The sequence below is a fragment of the Achromobacter sp. ACM03 genome, assembly GCF_014851665.1.
Lineage (GTDB): Bacteria > Pseudomonadota > Gammaproteobacteria > Burkholderiales > Burkholderiaceae_B > Achromobacter > Achromobacter aegrifaciens.
Genome location: NZ_JACVAD010000002.1, coordinates 335,487 through 350,878, shown reverse-complemented (window position 1 = coordinate 350,878; position 15,392 = coordinate 335,487). Strand labels below are relative to the sequence as shown.

Genomic DNA, 15,392 nt, shown 5'->3' with positions numbered 1-15,392 from the left:
GAAGGATATGGCTCACATCTATCTGGACGAACTGCAACTCCTGGCCGCGGCCGGCCTGGCCGCCGCCGGCGCCAACCCGGCCATGGCCGACAGCACGGCGCGTGCGCTGGTCTTCGCCGAAAGCCAGGGACTCAGCTCCCACGGCCTGTCGCGCGTGCCTTTCTATGCCGGACACCTGCGCGCCGGCCGCGCCATCGGTACGGCGGTGCCGCGCATCGTGCATGAGCGCGGCGGCGCCGCGCTGATCGATGCCGGGTCCGGCCTGGCCTTTCCCGCCTGCGCCATGGCGATCGAACAGGCCGGCCTGCGCGCCCGCGAGCATGGCGTAGCCTTCATCGGCGTGGCCAACAGCCACCACTTCGGCGAAGCCGGCTACCACCTGGAAGCCCTGGCCGACCTCGGGCTGGTGGGACTGGCGCTGAGCAACTCGCCCGCCGCCATGCCCGCCTGGGGCGGCAAGCGTCCGTTATTCGGCACCAACCCCATCGCCGCGGTCTTTCCGCGACGCGGCGGCGCGCGCCTGGTGATCGATCTGTCGCTGTCGCAGGTCGCGCGCGGCAAGCTCATGATCGCGGCCCGCGACAACCAGCCCATCCCCCTGGGCTGGGCGCTGGACGCCGACGGCCAGCCGACCACCGATCCCAAGGCCGGCCTGGCTGGCAGCATGCTGCCCGCGGGCGGCGTCAAGGGCGCGATGCTGGCGCTGATCATCGAACTGCTGGCTTGCGCGCTGACCGGCTCGCACTTCGGTTTCGAGACCGAGTCCTTCTTTGTCGACGAAGGCGGCCCGGCGCGGCTGGGCCAGGCCTTCATGGCGATCGACCCAGGCGCCCTGGCGGGCAACAACGCCTATCTGGATCGCGTCGAGGTCCTGGTCGACGCCATGCTGGAAGATGAAGGCGTGCGCCTGCCGGGTGATCGCCGCCGCAAGCTGCGCGACGAAGCGCTCAAGCATGGCGTGGAGATTCCCGATGCGTTGATGGCGCAATTGCGCGCGATGTCGGGCGCGGGGTAGGTCAAACCCCGCGGCTGAACCAAAGTATCACCGGCGCCAGCAACAGGAACGCCACGGTCGACACCAGCACCGCGCCAGCCGCGGTATCGCCCTGCGTCGTGTAGCGCTTGACGTACATGTAGCTCACCACGGCGCAGGGCATGGCCATCTGCAGGCTCAGCGCCCCGGCGAGCACCGGTTCCAGATCCAGCGCCCACACCACCGCCAGCCCCGCGCCCAGGCCCACGGCCAGGCGGATGGCGGCGACCTTGGCGCCGTCGCGCAAGCCGTTGGACGGAATCAAGGCCAGCGCGTGACCCAGGCTCAGCAGCATCAGCGGCACGGTTACCGCGCCCAGCATGCGCGAGGTCTCGATCAGCCATGCGGGCACCGGCACGTGCATGAGACGCAGGGCCACGGCGACCAGCGAAGCCAGCAAAATCGGACTCTTCCAGCTGCCCTTGGTGTTGACGCCCGGCAACAGGCGCACCGCGATGGTGTGCATGACAAAGGAACTGACCGCGAAGAACGCGACCGCCACCGACAGGCCCGCGTCGCCAAAGGCCATCTGCGAAATCGGCAGCCCGAGGTTTCCGGCGTTGGGCAGGAAGGCCGTGGGCAGCAGCGTACGCACGGGCAGCTTCCATGCCTTCAGCAACAACGCGCACACCAGGGCGCACAGCAGCAGCGCCAGCAGGGTCGCCACCGCCACGTCGGCCAGCGCGCGGTCGTCCAGGTGGGTGGTGACGAAAGTGTGGAACACCAGGGCCGGCGTGGTCACCGACGTCACCAGCATGGTGATGAAGGAACCGCCGAACGGCAGGTCCCGCTTGCCCCAATACACCCCTATACCCGCGCAAAAGAGCAAAGGCAGCATCAGCACGATCGATGAAAAATAGAACTGCACGACGGCAGACATGCGCTTATTCCGTTAGAGATAAGAGGTTTGATGCATGAAGGCATCATCGCTTGCCGGGCAACGCGCCCGGGCGGCAGCATGGAGCAACTCGTCAATCGCCGGGCTTCTGCCCCCAACCGCCATGTCAGCCACCGCACATTCCGCCACGCCCCCGCATCTGGCCACACACGTGGCCACAAACCCGGCCGCGAATCCCACCTTGAACGCCGCGTCTGGTCCGGCCCGGCCCATCAAACCCCTGTCGGAACGCCAGGCCAGCTGCCTGCACTGGGCCGCCATGGGCAAGACCAGCTGGGAAACCGCCCGCATCCTGGGCGTCAGCGAAAGCACGGTGAATTTCCATCTGTGCAACGCCTGCGAAAAGCTCGGCGTGCGCGGCCGCCGCGCCGCAGTGGTCGCGGCATTGAGACTGGGCCTGATCGCGCCCGTCACGGCTTGATGACAACGGAACGCAGGAACTCATGCGCCCGCTCGGCCGGCAGGCTTTCCACGGTGCCGGCTGCCACGGCCTCGATCAACATGGTGTCGGTCACCCAGACCCTGGCGCGCAGCCAGCCCGGCTTGCCCATGGCCTTGCCCTGGACCTCGATGTCCTGCCCGTAGGCAGGCCATTCATTGGGCGGCGGCGATTGCATGTTGGCGTAGAGCGAATGCATCAGCGCCATGCCCAGCGCCTGCCTGGCGGCCGGATCCTTCGCGATGTCGGGCGGCAGCGGCGCCGATCCCACGGCGAAGACCGCCTCGCCCACGGTGGCGCTGGCCAGGGTAAAACGCAAGGTATGGGTATCCAGCTTCAGGTCGCGGGTGTCGGTCGTGACCCGGTCCGGAAACGCGGCGCGCGCGTGGCCGTCGGCCACGTCGACTTCGCGCCAGTTGTAACTGGGCGAGCAGGCCGTGATCAGCAGGGCCAGCGCGACAATTGCGCCGGCTTTCTTGAACATGAAACGAAACAGCGATGAAATCGTCATTACCCGAGGACCTGGACTGTCTATTCATTTCGAGGAAGCCAGAAATTGTCGCCGATTTCGATGACCCCCGCGCCCGACGGCACGCCACTGGCCAACTATGTGTGGCCAGCCGCGCCCAACGTGCCCCCGCCGATCGCCGGCCTGGGCACCCCCAGTATCTACCTGCTGCACGGACTTAGCGAGCATGCCGGGCGCTATGACCGCCTGGCGCGCTGGCTGACCGCGCGCGGCTGGACGGTGGGCGCCCATGACCACCGCGGCCATGGCCGCTCCGGCGGGCGGCCCGCCACCCTGAACCATGAGGACGATCTGGTCGTCGATGCGGTCGACCGCCTGCGGGCCTGGACCGCGGCCCATGGACGCCCGCCCATCCTGCTGGGCCACAGCCTGGGCGCGCTGGTCGCGGTGCGGATCGCCCTGCGCCGCCTGGCCGAGATCGACGGCCTGGTGCTCAGTTCGCCGCCGTTCGTGGTGCACGTGCCGCCGTGGGTGCGGCGCACCCTGACCTGGATGTCGCTGCATGCGCCCGACCTGCGCGTGCCCCACGGCCTGGCGCCCGCCCGCATTTCCCACGACCCGGCCGTGGTCAAGGCCTACCGCAGCGATCCGCTGGTGCGGCGCCAAATGACAGGACGCCTGGCGCGCTTCGTGGACGAAGGCGGCCGCGAGTCCCTGCGTGAAGCCCCGCTGCTGGCCTGCCGCACCCTGCTGATGGTAGCGGGCGACGATTCCATCGTCGCTGCCGAAGGCAGCCGCCAGTTCGCCCAGCGCGCACCCGCCGAACTGCTGACGCTGCGCTGGTACGACACCGCCTGGCACGAGATTTTCAATGAAACCGCCCCCATCGCCGACCCGGTCTACGCAGACCTGGATGAGTGGCTGGCGCGCACCGCTCAGGCATTGTCCCTGTCCCCAGTATTGACTCCCTCGGCACAGGAGGCCGGCACCCCGTAAAATCCGGCGACAGACCCAAACGAGAAGAACCCGTGACTGATACTGCCGCCAACCGCCTCTCCCGCCTGGAGGCCAACCGATCGCTGCTGACCCAGACCCTGCGGGGCATCGAAAAGGAAGGCCTGCGCGTGGACGAACAGGGTGTCCTGTCCCGCAAGCCGCACCCCGCCGGCCTGGGATCGGCGCTGACCAACGAACACGTCACCACCGACTACTCCGAATCCCTGCTTGAACTCATCACAGGCACGCACAAGGACGTCGACGCGCTGCTGGCCGAACTGACCAACACCCATCGCCACGTCTACAGCGTGCTGGACCATGAACTGATCTGGAATCAGTCCATGCCCGCCACGCTGCCGCCCGAAGCCGACATCCCCATCGCCTGGTACGGCAAGTCCAACACCGGCATGCTCAAGCACGTGTACCGCCGCGGCCTGGCCGTGCGCTACGGCAAGACCATGCAATGCATCGCCGGCGTGCACTACAACTTCTCGCTGGCCGAAGACCTGTGGTCCGTGCTGGACACGCAGCCGGGTAGCCCCCAGGACCGCCGTTCGCGCGGCTACATCGGCCTGATCCGCAATTTCACGCGCTATTCCTGGCTGCTGATGTACCTGTTCGGCGCCGCCCCGGCCTTGTCCAGCGACTTCCTGCGCGGGCGCGAACATCCGCTGAAAAAGCTGGATGACAGCACGCTGTACCTGCCCTACGCCACCAGCCTGCGCATGAGCGACCTGGGTTACCAGAACAAGGCGCAGTCGCAGCTCAAGCTCTGCTACAACGACCTGGACACGTTCCTGGGCCGCTTGTACGACGCCGTCAGCCAGCCCTGGCCCGACTACCAGAAGATCGGCACGCACCGCGACGGCGAATGGATCCAGCTCAACACCAACGTGCTGCAGATCGAAAACGAGTACTACTCCAGCATCCGCCCCAAGCGCGCCACCGGCCGCTGCGAACGCCCGATCACGGCGCTGGCAGAACGCGGCGTGCAGTACGTTGAAGTGCGCTGCCTGGATATCGACCCGAACTCGCCGGTCGGCATCGACGCCAGCACCAGCCGCTTCGTCGATGCCTTCCTGCTGTTCTGCACCGCGTCCGACAGCCCCTTCTTCCCCGCCAATGGCTACTGTCAGCGCAGCGCCGACAACTTCTCGACCGTGGTCAAGGAAGGTCGCAAGCCCGGCCTCATGCTGGATCGCGAAGGCCAGCCCATCGGGCTGGCGCAATGGGGCCACGAACTGCTGGACCAGATCGCGCCCTACGCCGCGCTGTTCGACTCGGCCATGGGCGGCAGCGCCTATGCCGAGGCCCTGGCGGCCCAGCGCGCCAAGCTCGATCAGCCCGACTCCACGCCGTCGGCGCGCCTGCTGGCTTCGCTGACCGACAGCGGCCTGTCGTTCCATGACTATTCGCTGGACCTCAGCCGCAAGCATGCCGACGCGCTGCGCGCCCAGGCCTTGCCCGCCGACCTGGCGGCAGCCTATGAACAGGCCGCCGCGCAGTCCACGGCGGAACAGCTGCGCCTGGAGCAATCGGACACCGAGGATTTCGATACCTATGTGGCCCGCTACCACGCCGCGCTGAAGGCCCCGCGCAAATAAGGCGTATCGTTAGGGTTTTGATCCGCGCCGCCGGCCCTCCGGCCGGCGCGGACCGCTCTGTCACATCAGGAGGTTTCCCCCATGCGCCGCACCGCAACATTCCTGTTGGCCTTGGCCACCAGCGTGGCGGGGATAGTCCATGCCGCGCCGCCGCCCATGCAAACCGTGGAATCGGTGGACCTGAAGCGTTACGCAGGCATGTGGTACGAAATCGCAAATTTCCCCATGTTCTTCCAGCGCGACTGCGTGGGAGACACCACCGCCGAATACACCGCACATGCCGATGGCACGGTCGGCGTGAACAACCGCTGCCGCACCAAGGATGGCGACATCGATTCGGCCTCGGGCACCGCCACCGTGGTGGAAGGCAGCAACAACGCCAAGCTCGAAGTTTCGTTCTTCAAGCCGTTCAAGGGCGATTACTGGGTGATCGGCCTGGACCCCGAATACCGCTGGTCGGTGGTCGGCACCCCGGACCGGAAATACCTGTGGATCCTGTCGCGCTCGCCGCAGTTGCCCAAGGAAGAACTGGACAAGGCCCTGGATGCGGCCAAGGCCCAAGGCTATCAGCTGGATGAATTGCGGTTCACGCCGCAGAAATAAGACGCGCCGCAGCGCTTAGCCGGCGTAGTCCCGCGCCAGCCGCACCACCGTCACGCCCGGCTTCAGCTGGCGCAAGGACGGCATGACCAGCGTGCACTGATCGTACGGCGTCACGATGGGTTGGCCGTCGGCCCAGCCTATCGTCGATCCGGCGTGCTCGAACGTTTCCAACCCGGTCCAGGGCTGCGCGAAGCGCAGGTCCATGGATGGCGCGACCACCGCGTCCGTCACTTCCAGCACGCGCTGGTTTTCGGCATCCGGCAACAGCCAGCCCGCCGGCACGTCCGCCGCATCCGCCACGCCCGACTCCAGCAGCATGCGCGCCACCATGTCGCGCGCCACGTCGCGCGCAGCCAGCTCGCCATGGAAACCGCATTCGATCAGCAAGGCGCAGGCGTCTTCTCGGGCGGGATCGCCGAACTGGCCGAAGTCGCGCATGCGCACGCCGTCCTTATGCCCCGCGTCCACGATCACGTGCTGCGGCGCCTTCAGGCGGCGCGCCAGCGCAATGTTGCGCGGCAGGACGCCGGTCAGCAGCAAGGGCGCACCCGGCTCATGCATGGAATGCAGGTCCAGCAGCCAGTCCGCGCGCTCCACCCAGGGACGCAGCTCGGCGCCGCGCCGGCGGTCCGGCGTCGTGGGATTGTCCAGGCGTTCGGCACTCCAGACGCGGTTCATGTCTTCGGCGACGAAGCGCGAGGCGTCGTGGTTGGCGTGGTCAAAGCGGTCGAACGCATCCAGATTGCAGAATGCCAGCGTCAGGCTGCCGCGGCGCGGCCGCACGCCCGCCGCCAGCAGGTCCTTCAAGGCCCAGGCGCCGCACAACTCGTTGCCGTGCACCAGCGCGGACACCATCAACGCGCGCCCCGGAAGGCCTGAATCGAAATGCCACACGCCAGGGGTGCCGGTATTGCCGGCGCGCTCGGCGCTCAGGTCGGGTACGGGAAGCTTGAATTCCATGGATGTCGTCCGCTGCGGTACTAGGGTGTTGCGATGATCCGGTTTCGGATCACTGGGCTTCGATCTTGGCGGCCTTGACCAGCGCGCCGTATTTCCTGGTTTCCTCGGCCTGATAGGCCGCCGGGTCCAGGCCCGGTTGCGACAGCACGCCGCCGGCTTCCTGCATCTTGGCGCGGAACTGCTCCGACTTCAGCGTGTCGGCCAGCGCGCTGCGCAGCTTGGCGGCCACCGGCTCCGGCAAGCCGGCCGGGCCATAGAGCGCGAACCAGACGCTGATGTCCACGGACTCGAACCCCGGGGTTTCCGCCAGGGCCGGCAGGTCCGGCGCCACCGGCGAACGCTTCTTCTCGGTCACGCCCAGCGCCACGATCTTGTCGGCGCGCACTTGCGGCAGGCCCGAGGACAGCACCAGCATGCCGTAGTCCAGTTGACCGCTCATCAAGTCCGTCACCAGCGGCGCCACGCCGCGGTACGGCACGTGCTCGGCGCGCGTGCCGGTCGACTGGTTGATCATCTCGCCGGCCAGGTGCAGGGTCGTGCCCACGCCGGAAGAACCGTAGTTGAAGCTGCCGGGCGCGGAGGCGCGCAGCTTCTGCAGGTATTCGGCGGCGGTCTTCACGCCGGAATTCTTGCTGGCGGCCAGCAGCATGGGCTGCGAGGCGATCACGCCCAGCGGCGAAAAGTCCTTCACGCTGTCGTACTTGACCGCGTTGTTGATCATGCTGGCGATGACCATCTCATTGGTCGAGCCCAGCAGCAGCGTGTAGCCGTCGGGCGCGGCGCGCGCCACGCGCTGCGCGCCGATGGTGCCGCCGGCGCCGCCCACGTTCTCGACCACCACGCTCTGGCCCAGGCGCTTGGCCAGTTCTTCGCCAAACAGGCGCGCGGTCAGGTCCACGCTGCCGCCCGCCGGGTAGCCGACCACCAGAGAAATGGCGCGTTCGGGATACCCGGCGTGGGCGGAAGGCGCCGCGGCCAGCGCCGAGACGGCACAGATAGCGGCGAGCGCGCCGCGCAATGGATGCAGGACGGATTTCATGTTTTCTCCCTGGGGTGCTGAGGCGGACGGCGGCGCCGTCTCATTTAATGTTTCGGGAGCTATTCTCGGGCGTACACCAGGGATATTTCGTGCTGAATCGACACATGGCCGTGCGGATTCGGCACACGCCGGACGCGCGACTGACGGATTTCACGCCTTGCGACTGGCGGTCGCTTCCCAGGCCGCTTCGGCCAGGTCCGCCAGGCGCGCCCGCGAACGGTACAGCCGCACCTCGAACGAGATTTCCTCGCTACGGCCGCCCAGGGCTGCCAGCGCGCCGCGGCGGCAGTCCGCCGCCACCATGGACCACGGCAGCCAAGCCACGCCCAGCCCCTTGGCGACCGCGCCATGCGCCGCGTCCAGCGAGTCGCTGCGCAAGAATGGCGCCAGGGCGTACGGCGTGGCCTCCAGGCGGTCGCCCACAATGCGTTCCATCGCGAGGCCGCCCGCATAGGTGATCAAGGGCACGGACGGACCGCCTTCCTGCAGCACGTAACGGGGCCGGCCGCGGGAATCCGCCTGGCTGACGGGCACGAGCTTGTCTGTGCCCAGGGTCATGTAACGGTAGCGCCCCGGGCTCAGCTGCACCGACAGGGCCGGATGCTCGTAGCAGCACAGCAGGTCCACCCGGCCCTGCTCCAGCCGCGCCGCCATGTCCTGCATCATGCCGGTGGACAATTCGACCTGCGTGCCCTCGGTCAACACCTTGGGCGTGCGGTGGCGCAGGCGCGCGATCCAGTCGGCCACCAACGTGCGGGCCAGGCTGCGGCCGGTGGCGATGCGCAGCACCGCCTCCCCGCCTGCGCCGAAACTGCGGATGCGATGGCGCACCTGCCCCATCTGCTCCACCACCTGCGTCGCGGTCTTGAGCAAGGCCTCGCCTTCGGCGGTCAGGACCACCGGCAGGCGCTGGCGTTCGATCAACGGCGCGCCGGCCCAGGCCTCCAGCGCGCGGATGCGTCGGCCGAACGCCGGATGAGTGACGTGGCGCAGCTCGGCCGCGCGCACGAAGCTGCCGGTCTGCGCCAGGGCAATCAGGTCTTCAAGGAGTTTCAGGTCGGCCATGGACGTCAAGCTTACGCCATCGGCCGGCCGTTCACTTGGCGCCCAGCCCCATCATCGCCAGGGTGGCGCGGGTCAGATCGCTGTCCGGATTTTCCAGTTCATTGACCAGGTCAAAATGATTGCAGTGCGGCGTCGGAATACGGGTGGAGGCCAGCCCCGCAGCATTCCACGCCGCTTCGTACGCCGCCGTCTGGTTCTTGAAACCCTGCGTCTCCAACCCGCCCACGGCCAGCAGCATCGGGCCAGCACGTTCCGGCAGATGGAAGATCGGGCTTTGGTGCGCGGCCTGCTCTGGCGTCAGCTGCAGCCAGGTGTTGGGCAGGATATCGCACAGCGGCCGCAGATCGAACAGCCCGCTCAATGCCAGCGTGCCCTTGATCACGTCGTCCGGCACGCCGTAGCGTGCCTGCCATTCGGGCGCGACCAGCATGCCGGCCAGATGGCCGCCCGCCGAGCTGCCGCTGACGTAGATCCGTTCAGGGTCCACGCCATAGGCCGCCACGTTGCGGTACAGCCAGGCCACGGCGGAGCGCACTTCGCGCACCACTTCGCCCAGGGTCGCCTCGGGCACCAGCGTGTATTCCAGGGTAGCCACGGCGGCGCCCGCGGCGTTGAAGGCCTCTGCCATCACGGGCGCGTCTTCCTTGCGCTGCGCGCGCCAATAGCCGCCATGGATGAACACGAACAGCGGCGCCCGCGCCTGCGAGGCGGCGGGCAGGAACAGGTCCAGCCTTTCATCCTGGCCCATGCCGTAGCGCAGGTCCAGCACGCCCGGGCGGCGCGTGCGCACCCGCGCCGAGGACTCGGCATAGCGGCGCACGCAGGCGTCGAAATCCGGCACCGATTCGCGCGCGTTGTATTGCACCTCGCGCTCGGCGATGGTGGGAAAGAAGAGATCGATGTCGCTGTTATGCATGCCTGGCCTGCGATGTTGGCTGCGATTGGGGCTGGGAGATGATGCGTTCGATGAACTGCGCGGTCTTGCGGTAGTGCGCGGCGAGCATGGCGACCGAGCCTTCCACGTCGCGCGAGATGGCGGCGTCCAACAGCTGGCGGTGCTCGTCGTCGACGTTGCGTTCAGGCCCGTAGGCGGTCGCGCCGGCGCGCGCCGGACGGCGGTAGCGCTCGGTCTGCGCGTAGAGCTGGGTGGACAGGTCCAGCAGCCAGTTGGAACGGCACGCGCCGATCAGCGCGTGGTGGAACTCCAGGTGGCGCGCCTCCAGCAGCTCGTCCAATTCTTCCGACGGCTCGGCGGCCTGGTCGGCCCGCTGCGCGGCCAGCGTCAGCGCATGGTACGCGCCGACCAGGCGCGTTTCCCAGGCGTCGTCGGCATTGGCCAGCGAGCGGCGCAGCGCGTCGCAGTCGATCAGGATGCGGGTTTCACAGGCGTCCCACATTTCTTCGACCGACAAGGGCGCGATGCTGAAGCCGCGCGACGTGGTGCTGATGACCATGCGCTCGCTGCGCAGGCGGTTGAGGGCTTCGCGGATGGGAGAGAAGCTGCTGCCGTAGCGCTGCTTCAGCAATTCCAGCCGCAAGGACTGGCCCGGCGCGAAGGCGCCGCGCATGATGTCGCGCCGAAGCAGGCGGTAAACCTGCTCGGACAGCGTGATTTCCTCAATGCCGGCGCTCCCGTCCGATCCGGGATCGTCCTGGCGGGAAGCTTTTATTCTAGGCTTCAAGATGGTCTCCAGATGTCAGCGGCCGGGGCGCGTATCCGCGCACAGGCGGCTCATTCTACCCGCGCGGCCTGTTCATATGCCCAGGTAGCGCTGCGCCAGCTCGGGCTGGGCGGACAGCTCGGCGGGCTGCCCCGACCAGGCCACCCGGCCCTTGTCCACGATGTAGTGGCGGTCCACCAGCGTCGCCATTTCGGGCAGGTTCTTGTCGATCACCAGGATGGTCTGGCCTTCGGCCTTCAGCGCCCGCAGGCAACGCCAGATCTCCTGGCGGATGAGCGGCGCCAGCCCCTCGGTGGCTTCGTCCAGGATCAGGAGCTTGGGGTTGGTCATGAGGGCGCGCCCCACCACCAGCATCTGCTGTTCGCCGCCCGACAGCGTGCGCGACGACTGGCCGCGGCGCTCTTTCAAACGCGGGAACAGCGTGTAGACCCGCTCCAGATCCCATCCGCCCGGCGCGGTGCGCGAGGTCGCCACCAGGTTTTCCTGCACCGTCAGCGAACCGAACACGCGCCGGCCCTCCGGCACCAGCCCCACGCCCAGCCGCGCCACGCTGCTGGGCGCGGAGCGGCCCAGCGTGCGGCCGCGAAACTGCACCGCGCCGCCGGTGGCTGGCAGCATGCCCATCAGGGTCTTGATCGTGGTGGTCTTGCCCATGCCGTTGCGCCCGATCAGCGAGATCACCTCGCCTTCACTGGCCTCGAACGACATGCCGAACAGGACCTTGCTGGACCCGTAGCCGCCAGTCAGCCCTTCAACCTTCAACATGTTCTTCTCCCAGATACGCCGCGCGCACCTCCGGATGGCGGCGCACCTCCTCTGGCGAACCACTGAACACCACGCGGCCGTAGACCAGCACGCTGATGCGGTCGGCCAGCGCGAAGACCGCGTCCATGTCGTGTTCCACCAGCAGGATGCCGTAGTCGCCCTTCATGCCTTGCAAGAGCCGGGTCATGCGCGCCGATTCCTCCGGCCCCATGCCGGCCATGGGCTCGTCCAGCAGCAACAGCCGCGGCGAACGCGCCAGCGCCACCGCCAGCTCCAGCTGCCGTTTCTCGCCGTGCGCCAGGTCCGACGAACGCACGTGGCGGCGGTCCTCCAGCCCCACGTGCGTCAGCCACTGCATGGCCTCGGTCTTCAAGGCCGCGTCATGACGCGGATTGGACCAGGCCTGGAAGGCGCGGCCGCCCTTGAGCATGCGCGACAGGATCACGTTCTCCAGTGCGGTGTACTCCTGGCACAGCTCGGTGATCTGGAACGAGCGGCCCAGCCCCAGGCGCGCACGCTCGAAGGCGCGCAGCGCGGTCACGTCCTGCCCATCCAAATGGATGGTCCCGGAGTCCGGCCGGATCTCGCCGCAGATCTGCGCGATCAGGGTGGACTTGCCCGCGCCGTTGGGGCCGATGATGGCGTGGATCTCGCCGGCGCGCACGTCCAGGTCCACGCCGTTGGTGGCCACCACCGCGTCGAAAGCCTTGCGCAGCTGCGTCAGGCGCAACAGGCTGGCGCTTGCGTCAGTCGGCATGGCGCGTCTCCAGCAGCTTTCCGAACAGGCCCTTCTGGCCCCACAGCACCACCAGCACCAGGATGGGCCCCATGTACAGCAGCCAGTGCTCGGTCAGGGACGACAGCATCTGCTCCAGCCCCAGGAATACCGCCGCGCCCGCGATCGGCCCGAGCAAGGTGCCCACGCCGCCCAGGATGACGATGGCCATGAGTTCGCCGGACTTGGTCCAGGCCGCCATGTCGGGCGTCACCAGCCCGGCATAGTTGGCCCACAGCACGCCGGCCAGCCCCGTGCCCACCGCCGACAGCACGAAGGCGCTGAGCCGGTACGGCGTGGGCGCCACGCCCAGGTTGATGGCGCGCCGCTCGCTCTGGCGCAGCGCCTGCAGCACCATGCCGAAGCGCGAGTTGGTCACGCGGATGCACAGCAGCGTCCAAAGGGTCAGCAGCGCCAGGCACAGGTAGTAGAAAACCATGGGGCTTTCCAGATTGATGCCCGGCAGCTCATTGCGCTGCGGAATCATCAGGCCATCGTCCCCGCCGTAGAACTGCAGCGACACCAGCACGAAGTACACCATCTGGCCGAACGCCAGCGTGATCATGATGAACTGCACGCCGCGCGTGCGCAGCGCCAGATAGCCGAACAGCCAGCCGGCCAACGCGCACACGATGAGCGCTATCGGCCACACCACCAGCGCCGCGTTGCTGCCAGCCCAGCCGAAGATCGGACCGGCTTCCGAAGTATGGAAGGCGATGATGCCGACCGCATAGCCGCCCAGCCCGAAGAACATGGCATGGCCGAAACTGACCATGGCGCCGTAGCCGATCACCAGGTCCAGGCTGACCGCGGCCAGGCCGTAGATCAGAAAGCGCGTCACCACGCCGATCAGGAACGGCGAACCCGAGGCCAGCGCCGCAGCCGGCAGCAGGATCAGCACCGCCAGGCCGCCCAGCCCCCAGCGGGCGCGGTTCGTAAGTGTGTATGCCATCGTCATCCTCGCGCCGGGAACAGCCCGCCCGGCTTGGCGATCAGCACGATCGCCATCAGTACATAAATGCTTGCCGAAGCCATGCCTGCGGCCAGCGGGTCCGCGGTGGCGGGCGAGAACATCGTCGACAGCAGCTGCGGCAGGAACGCGCGCCCCAGGCTGTCCACCATGCCCACCAGCAAGGCGCCTGCCAGGGCGCCGCGCACCGAACCGACCCCGCCGATCACGATGACCACGAAGGTGGTGATCAGGATGCGTTCGCCCATGCCGATTTCCACCGCCAGCAAGGGCGCGGCCATCACGCCGGCCAGCCCGCACAGCAAGGCGCCCAGGCCAAACACCAGCGTGTAGAGCTTGCGGATGTCTATGCCCAACGCGTCGACCATCTCGCGGTCGTCGGCGCCCGCGCGGATCAGCATGCCGATGCGCGTGCGGTTGACCAGCCACCACAGGCCCACCGCCACCAGCGCGCCAATGGCGATGAACGACAGGCGGATCAGCGGATACTGGAATCCCGGCGCCAACGTCACCGCGCCTTCCAGGAAGCTTGGGATGCCCACCAGCGGCGGACGCCGGCCGAAGATCAGGCTGACCGCTTCGTTCGAGAACAGCAGCAGGCCGAAGGTGGCCAGGACCTGGTACAGGTGATCCCGCTTGTACAGCTTGCGTATCACCACCACTTCGACCGAAATGCCGTACAGGCCCGCCCCCAGCAGCGCCGCCAGCACGCCCGCGAGGAACGAGCCGGTGGTGCCGATGGCGTACGCCGCGCAGTAGGCGCCCACCATGTAGAACGAGCCATGCGTCAGGTTGACCACGCCCATGATGCCGAAGATCAGCGTCAGTCCGGCTGCCAGCATGAACAGCATGGCGCCGAACTGCAGCCCGTTGAGCAGCTGTTCAAACAGGAGCGTCATGACGGCATCTTGCAGAGTTGCGCGTAGGCGTCCTTGTCATCGGACACCAGCTTGCGGACCAGCTTCGGCGACAGGCTGCCGTCGCTGCCTTTCTCGATGCGCATCAGGTACAGATCCTGGATCGGATGCTGGTTGGTGTTCATGCTGAACTTGCCGCGCAGCGACGTGAACTCGGGCTTGCGCAGCGCGGCTCGGAACTCGGCCGCCTTGGACAGGTCGCCGCCGGTGGCCTTCAGGCCCGCGCCAATCAGCTGCGCGGTGTCGTAGGCCTGCATGGCGTAGTCCGTCGGCACACGGCCATAGGCGTCCTTGAACGCTTGCACGAAGGCCTTGGATTGCGCGTTGTCGAAGTCCTGCGACCAGATGCCGGTGATGTAGGCGCCGGCCGACGCGTCACCCGTGGCCTGGATCATGCGCGCATCCATCGAGAAGCTGGGCATCAGCATCGGGATGCTCTTGTTCAGCCCGGCCGCCGCGTACTGCTTGACGAAGTTGATGCCCGTGCCGCCCGGATGGAACTGATAGATGGCGTCGGGCGCCAGCGAACGCAGGCGCGCCAGCTCGACCGAGAAGTCCGACTGGTCGAGCTTGGTGTAGATTTCGGCGACCACTTCGCCCTTGTAGGTGCGCTTGAAGCCTTCGATGGCGTCGCGGCCCGCCTGGTAGTTGGGCGCCAGCAGCACGACCTTCTTGTATCCCAGTTCGTTGGCCGCCACGCCGCCAGCCGTATGGAAGGCGTCGTTCTGGTAGGACGCCACGAAGTAATTGGGATCGCACTTTTCGCCCGCGAAGTTCGACGGGCCGGGATTCAGGCTGACATAGAAGGCGCCGGACTTCACCACGCTGGGCACGACCGCTGCCAGCACGTTGGAGAAGTTCACGCCGGTATAGAGCTTGACGCCCGATTGCAGCAGGCGGTCGGCCGCCTGCTTGGCGTTGGCGGGCTTCAGGCCGTCGTCCTCGATCACCAGCTGCACGGGCACGCCGCCCAGCTTGCCGCCGCCCTGCTTGATGGCCAGGTTGAACGCATCGCGCTCGTCCTCGCCGATATAGCCCGCCGGCGTGGACAAGGTGGCGATAAAGCCGATCTTGACCGGTTCCGCGGCATAGGCCGCTCCCATGGACGCCGCGGCGCCCAGCGCGACGGACAACGCGCCGCCCAGTATCTGTTTCTTGATCATGTTTTTCCCCTTGG

The 15,392-nt window shown here is 67.5% G+C and carries 17 protein-coding genes; 5 read left to right on the top strand and 12 right to left on the bottom strand.

The window, feature by feature from the left end:
• Nucleotides 1–7 precede the first annotated feature (7 nt).
• Complete coding sequence (locus tag IB257_RS09895; RefSeq protein ID WP_054455033.1) at nt 8–1,015, top strand: Ldh family oxidoreductase; 1,008 nt, start codon at nt 8–10, stop codon at nt 1,013–1,015.
• Between the two features lies 1 nt (nt 1,016).
• On the opposite strand, the gene IB257_RS09890 is transcribed toward IB257_RS09895, so the two are convergent.
• Nucleotides 1,017–1,913 carry an AEC family transporter gene (locus tag IB257_RS09890; RefSeq protein WP_054455035.1) on the bottom strand — a complete coding sequence of 299 codons (897 nt, stop codon included), beginning with the start codon at nt 1,911–1,913 and terminating at the stop codon, nt 1,017–1,019.
• Nucleotides 1,914–2,112: 199 nt separating this feature from the next.
• On the opposite strand from IB257_RS09890, the gene IB257_RS09885 reads away from it, so the two are divergent.
• Nucleotides 2,113–2,352, top strand: coding sequence for a helix-turn-helix transcriptional regulator (locus tag IB257_RS09885; RefSeq protein ID WP_082401106.1), 240 nt, complete (start codon nt 2,113–2,115; stop codon nt 2,350–2,352).
• Here IB257_RS09885 and IB257_RS09880 read toward each other — a convergent pair.
• Complete coding sequence (locus tag IB257_RS09880) at nt 2,342–2,881, bottom strand: hypothetical protein (protein WP_059377439.1); 540 nt, start codon at nt 2,879–2,881, stop codon at nt 2,342–2,344. The two genes, IB257_RS09885 and IB257_RS09880, sit on opposite strands and share 11 nt — an antisense overlap.
• A 60-nt stretch (nt 2,882–2,941) precedes the next feature.
• On the opposite strand from IB257_RS09880, the gene IB257_RS09875 reads away from it, so the two are divergent.
• From IB257_RS09875 to IB257_RS09865, 3 genes are all read left to right on the top strand, one after another.
• Nucleotides 2,942–3,835 (top strand): alpha/beta hydrolase, encoded by an 894-nt coding sequence (locus IB257_RS09875; RefSeq protein ID WP_054455043.1) that lies wholly within the window; start codon nt 2,942–2,944, stop codon nt 3,833–3,835.
• A 32-nt stretch (nt 3,836–3,867) separates the two neighbouring features.
• Complete coding sequence (gshA, locus tag IB257_RS09870) at nt 3,868–5,439, top strand: glutamate--cysteine ligase (protein ID WP_054455045.1); 1,572 nt, start codon at nt 3,868–3,870, stop codon at nt 5,437–5,439.
• Between the two features lie 81 nt (nt 5,440–5,520).
• Nucleotides 5,521–6,042 (top strand): lipocalin family protein, encoded by a 522-nt coding sequence (locus IB257_RS09865; protein WP_054455046.1) that lies wholly within the window; start codon nt 5,521–5,523, stop codon nt 6,040–6,042.
• Between the two features lie 15 nt (nt 6,043–6,057).
• Here IB257_RS09865 and IB257_RS09860 read toward each other — a convergent pair whose 3' ends face one another.
• The 10 genes from IB257_RS09860 to IB257_RS09815 form a co-directional block, all read right to left on the bottom strand.
• Nucleotides 6,058–7,002, bottom strand: a complete 945-nt coding sequence (locus IB257_RS09860; RefSeq protein WP_175161152.1) for a succinylglutamate desuccinylase/aspartoacylase family protein — start codon at nt 7,000–7,002, stop codon at nt 6,058–6,060.
• 49 nt (nt 7,003–7,051) lie between these two features.
• The gene (locus tag IB257_RS09855) at nt 7,052–8,041 is read right to left on the bottom strand and encodes a tripartite tricarboxylate transporter substrate binding protein (RefSeq protein ID WP_192492235.1); all 990 of its coding nucleotides are present in this window, start codon (nt 8,039–8,041) and stop codon (nt 7,052–7,054) included.
• Between the two features lie 150 nt (nt 8,042–8,191).
• Nucleotides 8,192–9,106 carry a LysR family transcriptional regulator gene (locus IB257_RS09850; RefSeq protein WP_013391216.1) on the bottom strand — a complete coding sequence of 305 codons (915 nt, stop codon included), beginning with the start codon at nt 9,104–9,106 and terminating at the stop codon, nt 8,192–8,194.
• A 31-nt stretch (nt 9,107–9,137) separates the two neighbouring features.
• The gene (locus IB257_RS09845; RefSeq protein ID WP_054455052.1) at nt 9,138–10,022 is read right to left on the bottom strand and encodes an alpha/beta hydrolase; all 885 of its coding nucleotides are present in this window, start codon (nt 10,020–10,022) and stop codon (nt 9,138–9,140) included.
• Nucleotides 10,015–10,788 carry a GntR family transcriptional regulator gene (locus IB257_RS09840; protein WP_119452167.1) on the bottom strand — a complete coding sequence of 258 codons (774 nt, stop codon included), beginning with the start codon at nt 10,786–10,788 and terminating at the stop codon, nt 10,015–10,017. Before IB257_RS09840 ends, IB257_RS09845 begins: the two co-directional genes overlap by 8 nt.
• A gap of 72 nt (nt 10,789–10,860) precedes the next feature.
• On the bottom strand, nt 10,861–11,553 hold the full coding sequence (locus tag IB257_RS09835) for an ABC transporter ATP-binding protein (protein ID WP_175212767.1): 693 nt from the start codon (nt 11,551–11,553) through the stop codon (nt 10,861–10,863).
• Nucleotides 11,540–12,310 (bottom strand): ABC transporter ATP-binding protein, encoded by a 771-nt coding sequence (locus tag IB257_RS09830; RefSeq protein WP_119452166.1) that lies wholly within the window; start codon nt 12,308–12,310, stop codon nt 11,540–11,542. Before IB257_RS09830 ends, IB257_RS09835 begins: the two co-directional genes overlap by 14 nt.
• Nucleotides 12,300–13,286 carry a branched-chain amino acid ABC transporter permease gene (locus IB257_RS09825; protein WP_119452165.1) on the bottom strand — a complete coding sequence of 329 codons (987 nt, stop codon included), beginning with the start codon at nt 13,284–13,286 and terminating at the stop codon, nt 12,300–12,302. Before IB257_RS09825 ends, IB257_RS09830 begins: the two co-directional genes overlap by 11 nt.
• Nucleotides 13,283–14,197, bottom strand: coding sequence for a branched-chain amino acid ABC transporter permease (locus IB257_RS09820; protein ID WP_054455060.1), 915 nt, complete (start codon nt 14,195–14,197; stop codon nt 13,283–13,285). The genes IB257_RS09825 and IB257_RS09820 overlap by 4 nt, the downstream gene beginning before the upstream one ends.
• Nucleotides 14,194–15,378 carry an ABC transporter substrate-binding protein gene (locus tag IB257_RS09815; protein WP_192492234.1) on the bottom strand — a complete coding sequence of 395 codons (1,185 nt, stop codon included), beginning with the start codon at nt 15,376–15,378 and terminating at the stop codon, nt 14,194–14,196. Before IB257_RS09815 ends, IB257_RS09820 begins: the two co-directional genes overlap by 4 nt.
• Nucleotides 15,379–15,392 lie beyond the last annotated feature (14 nt).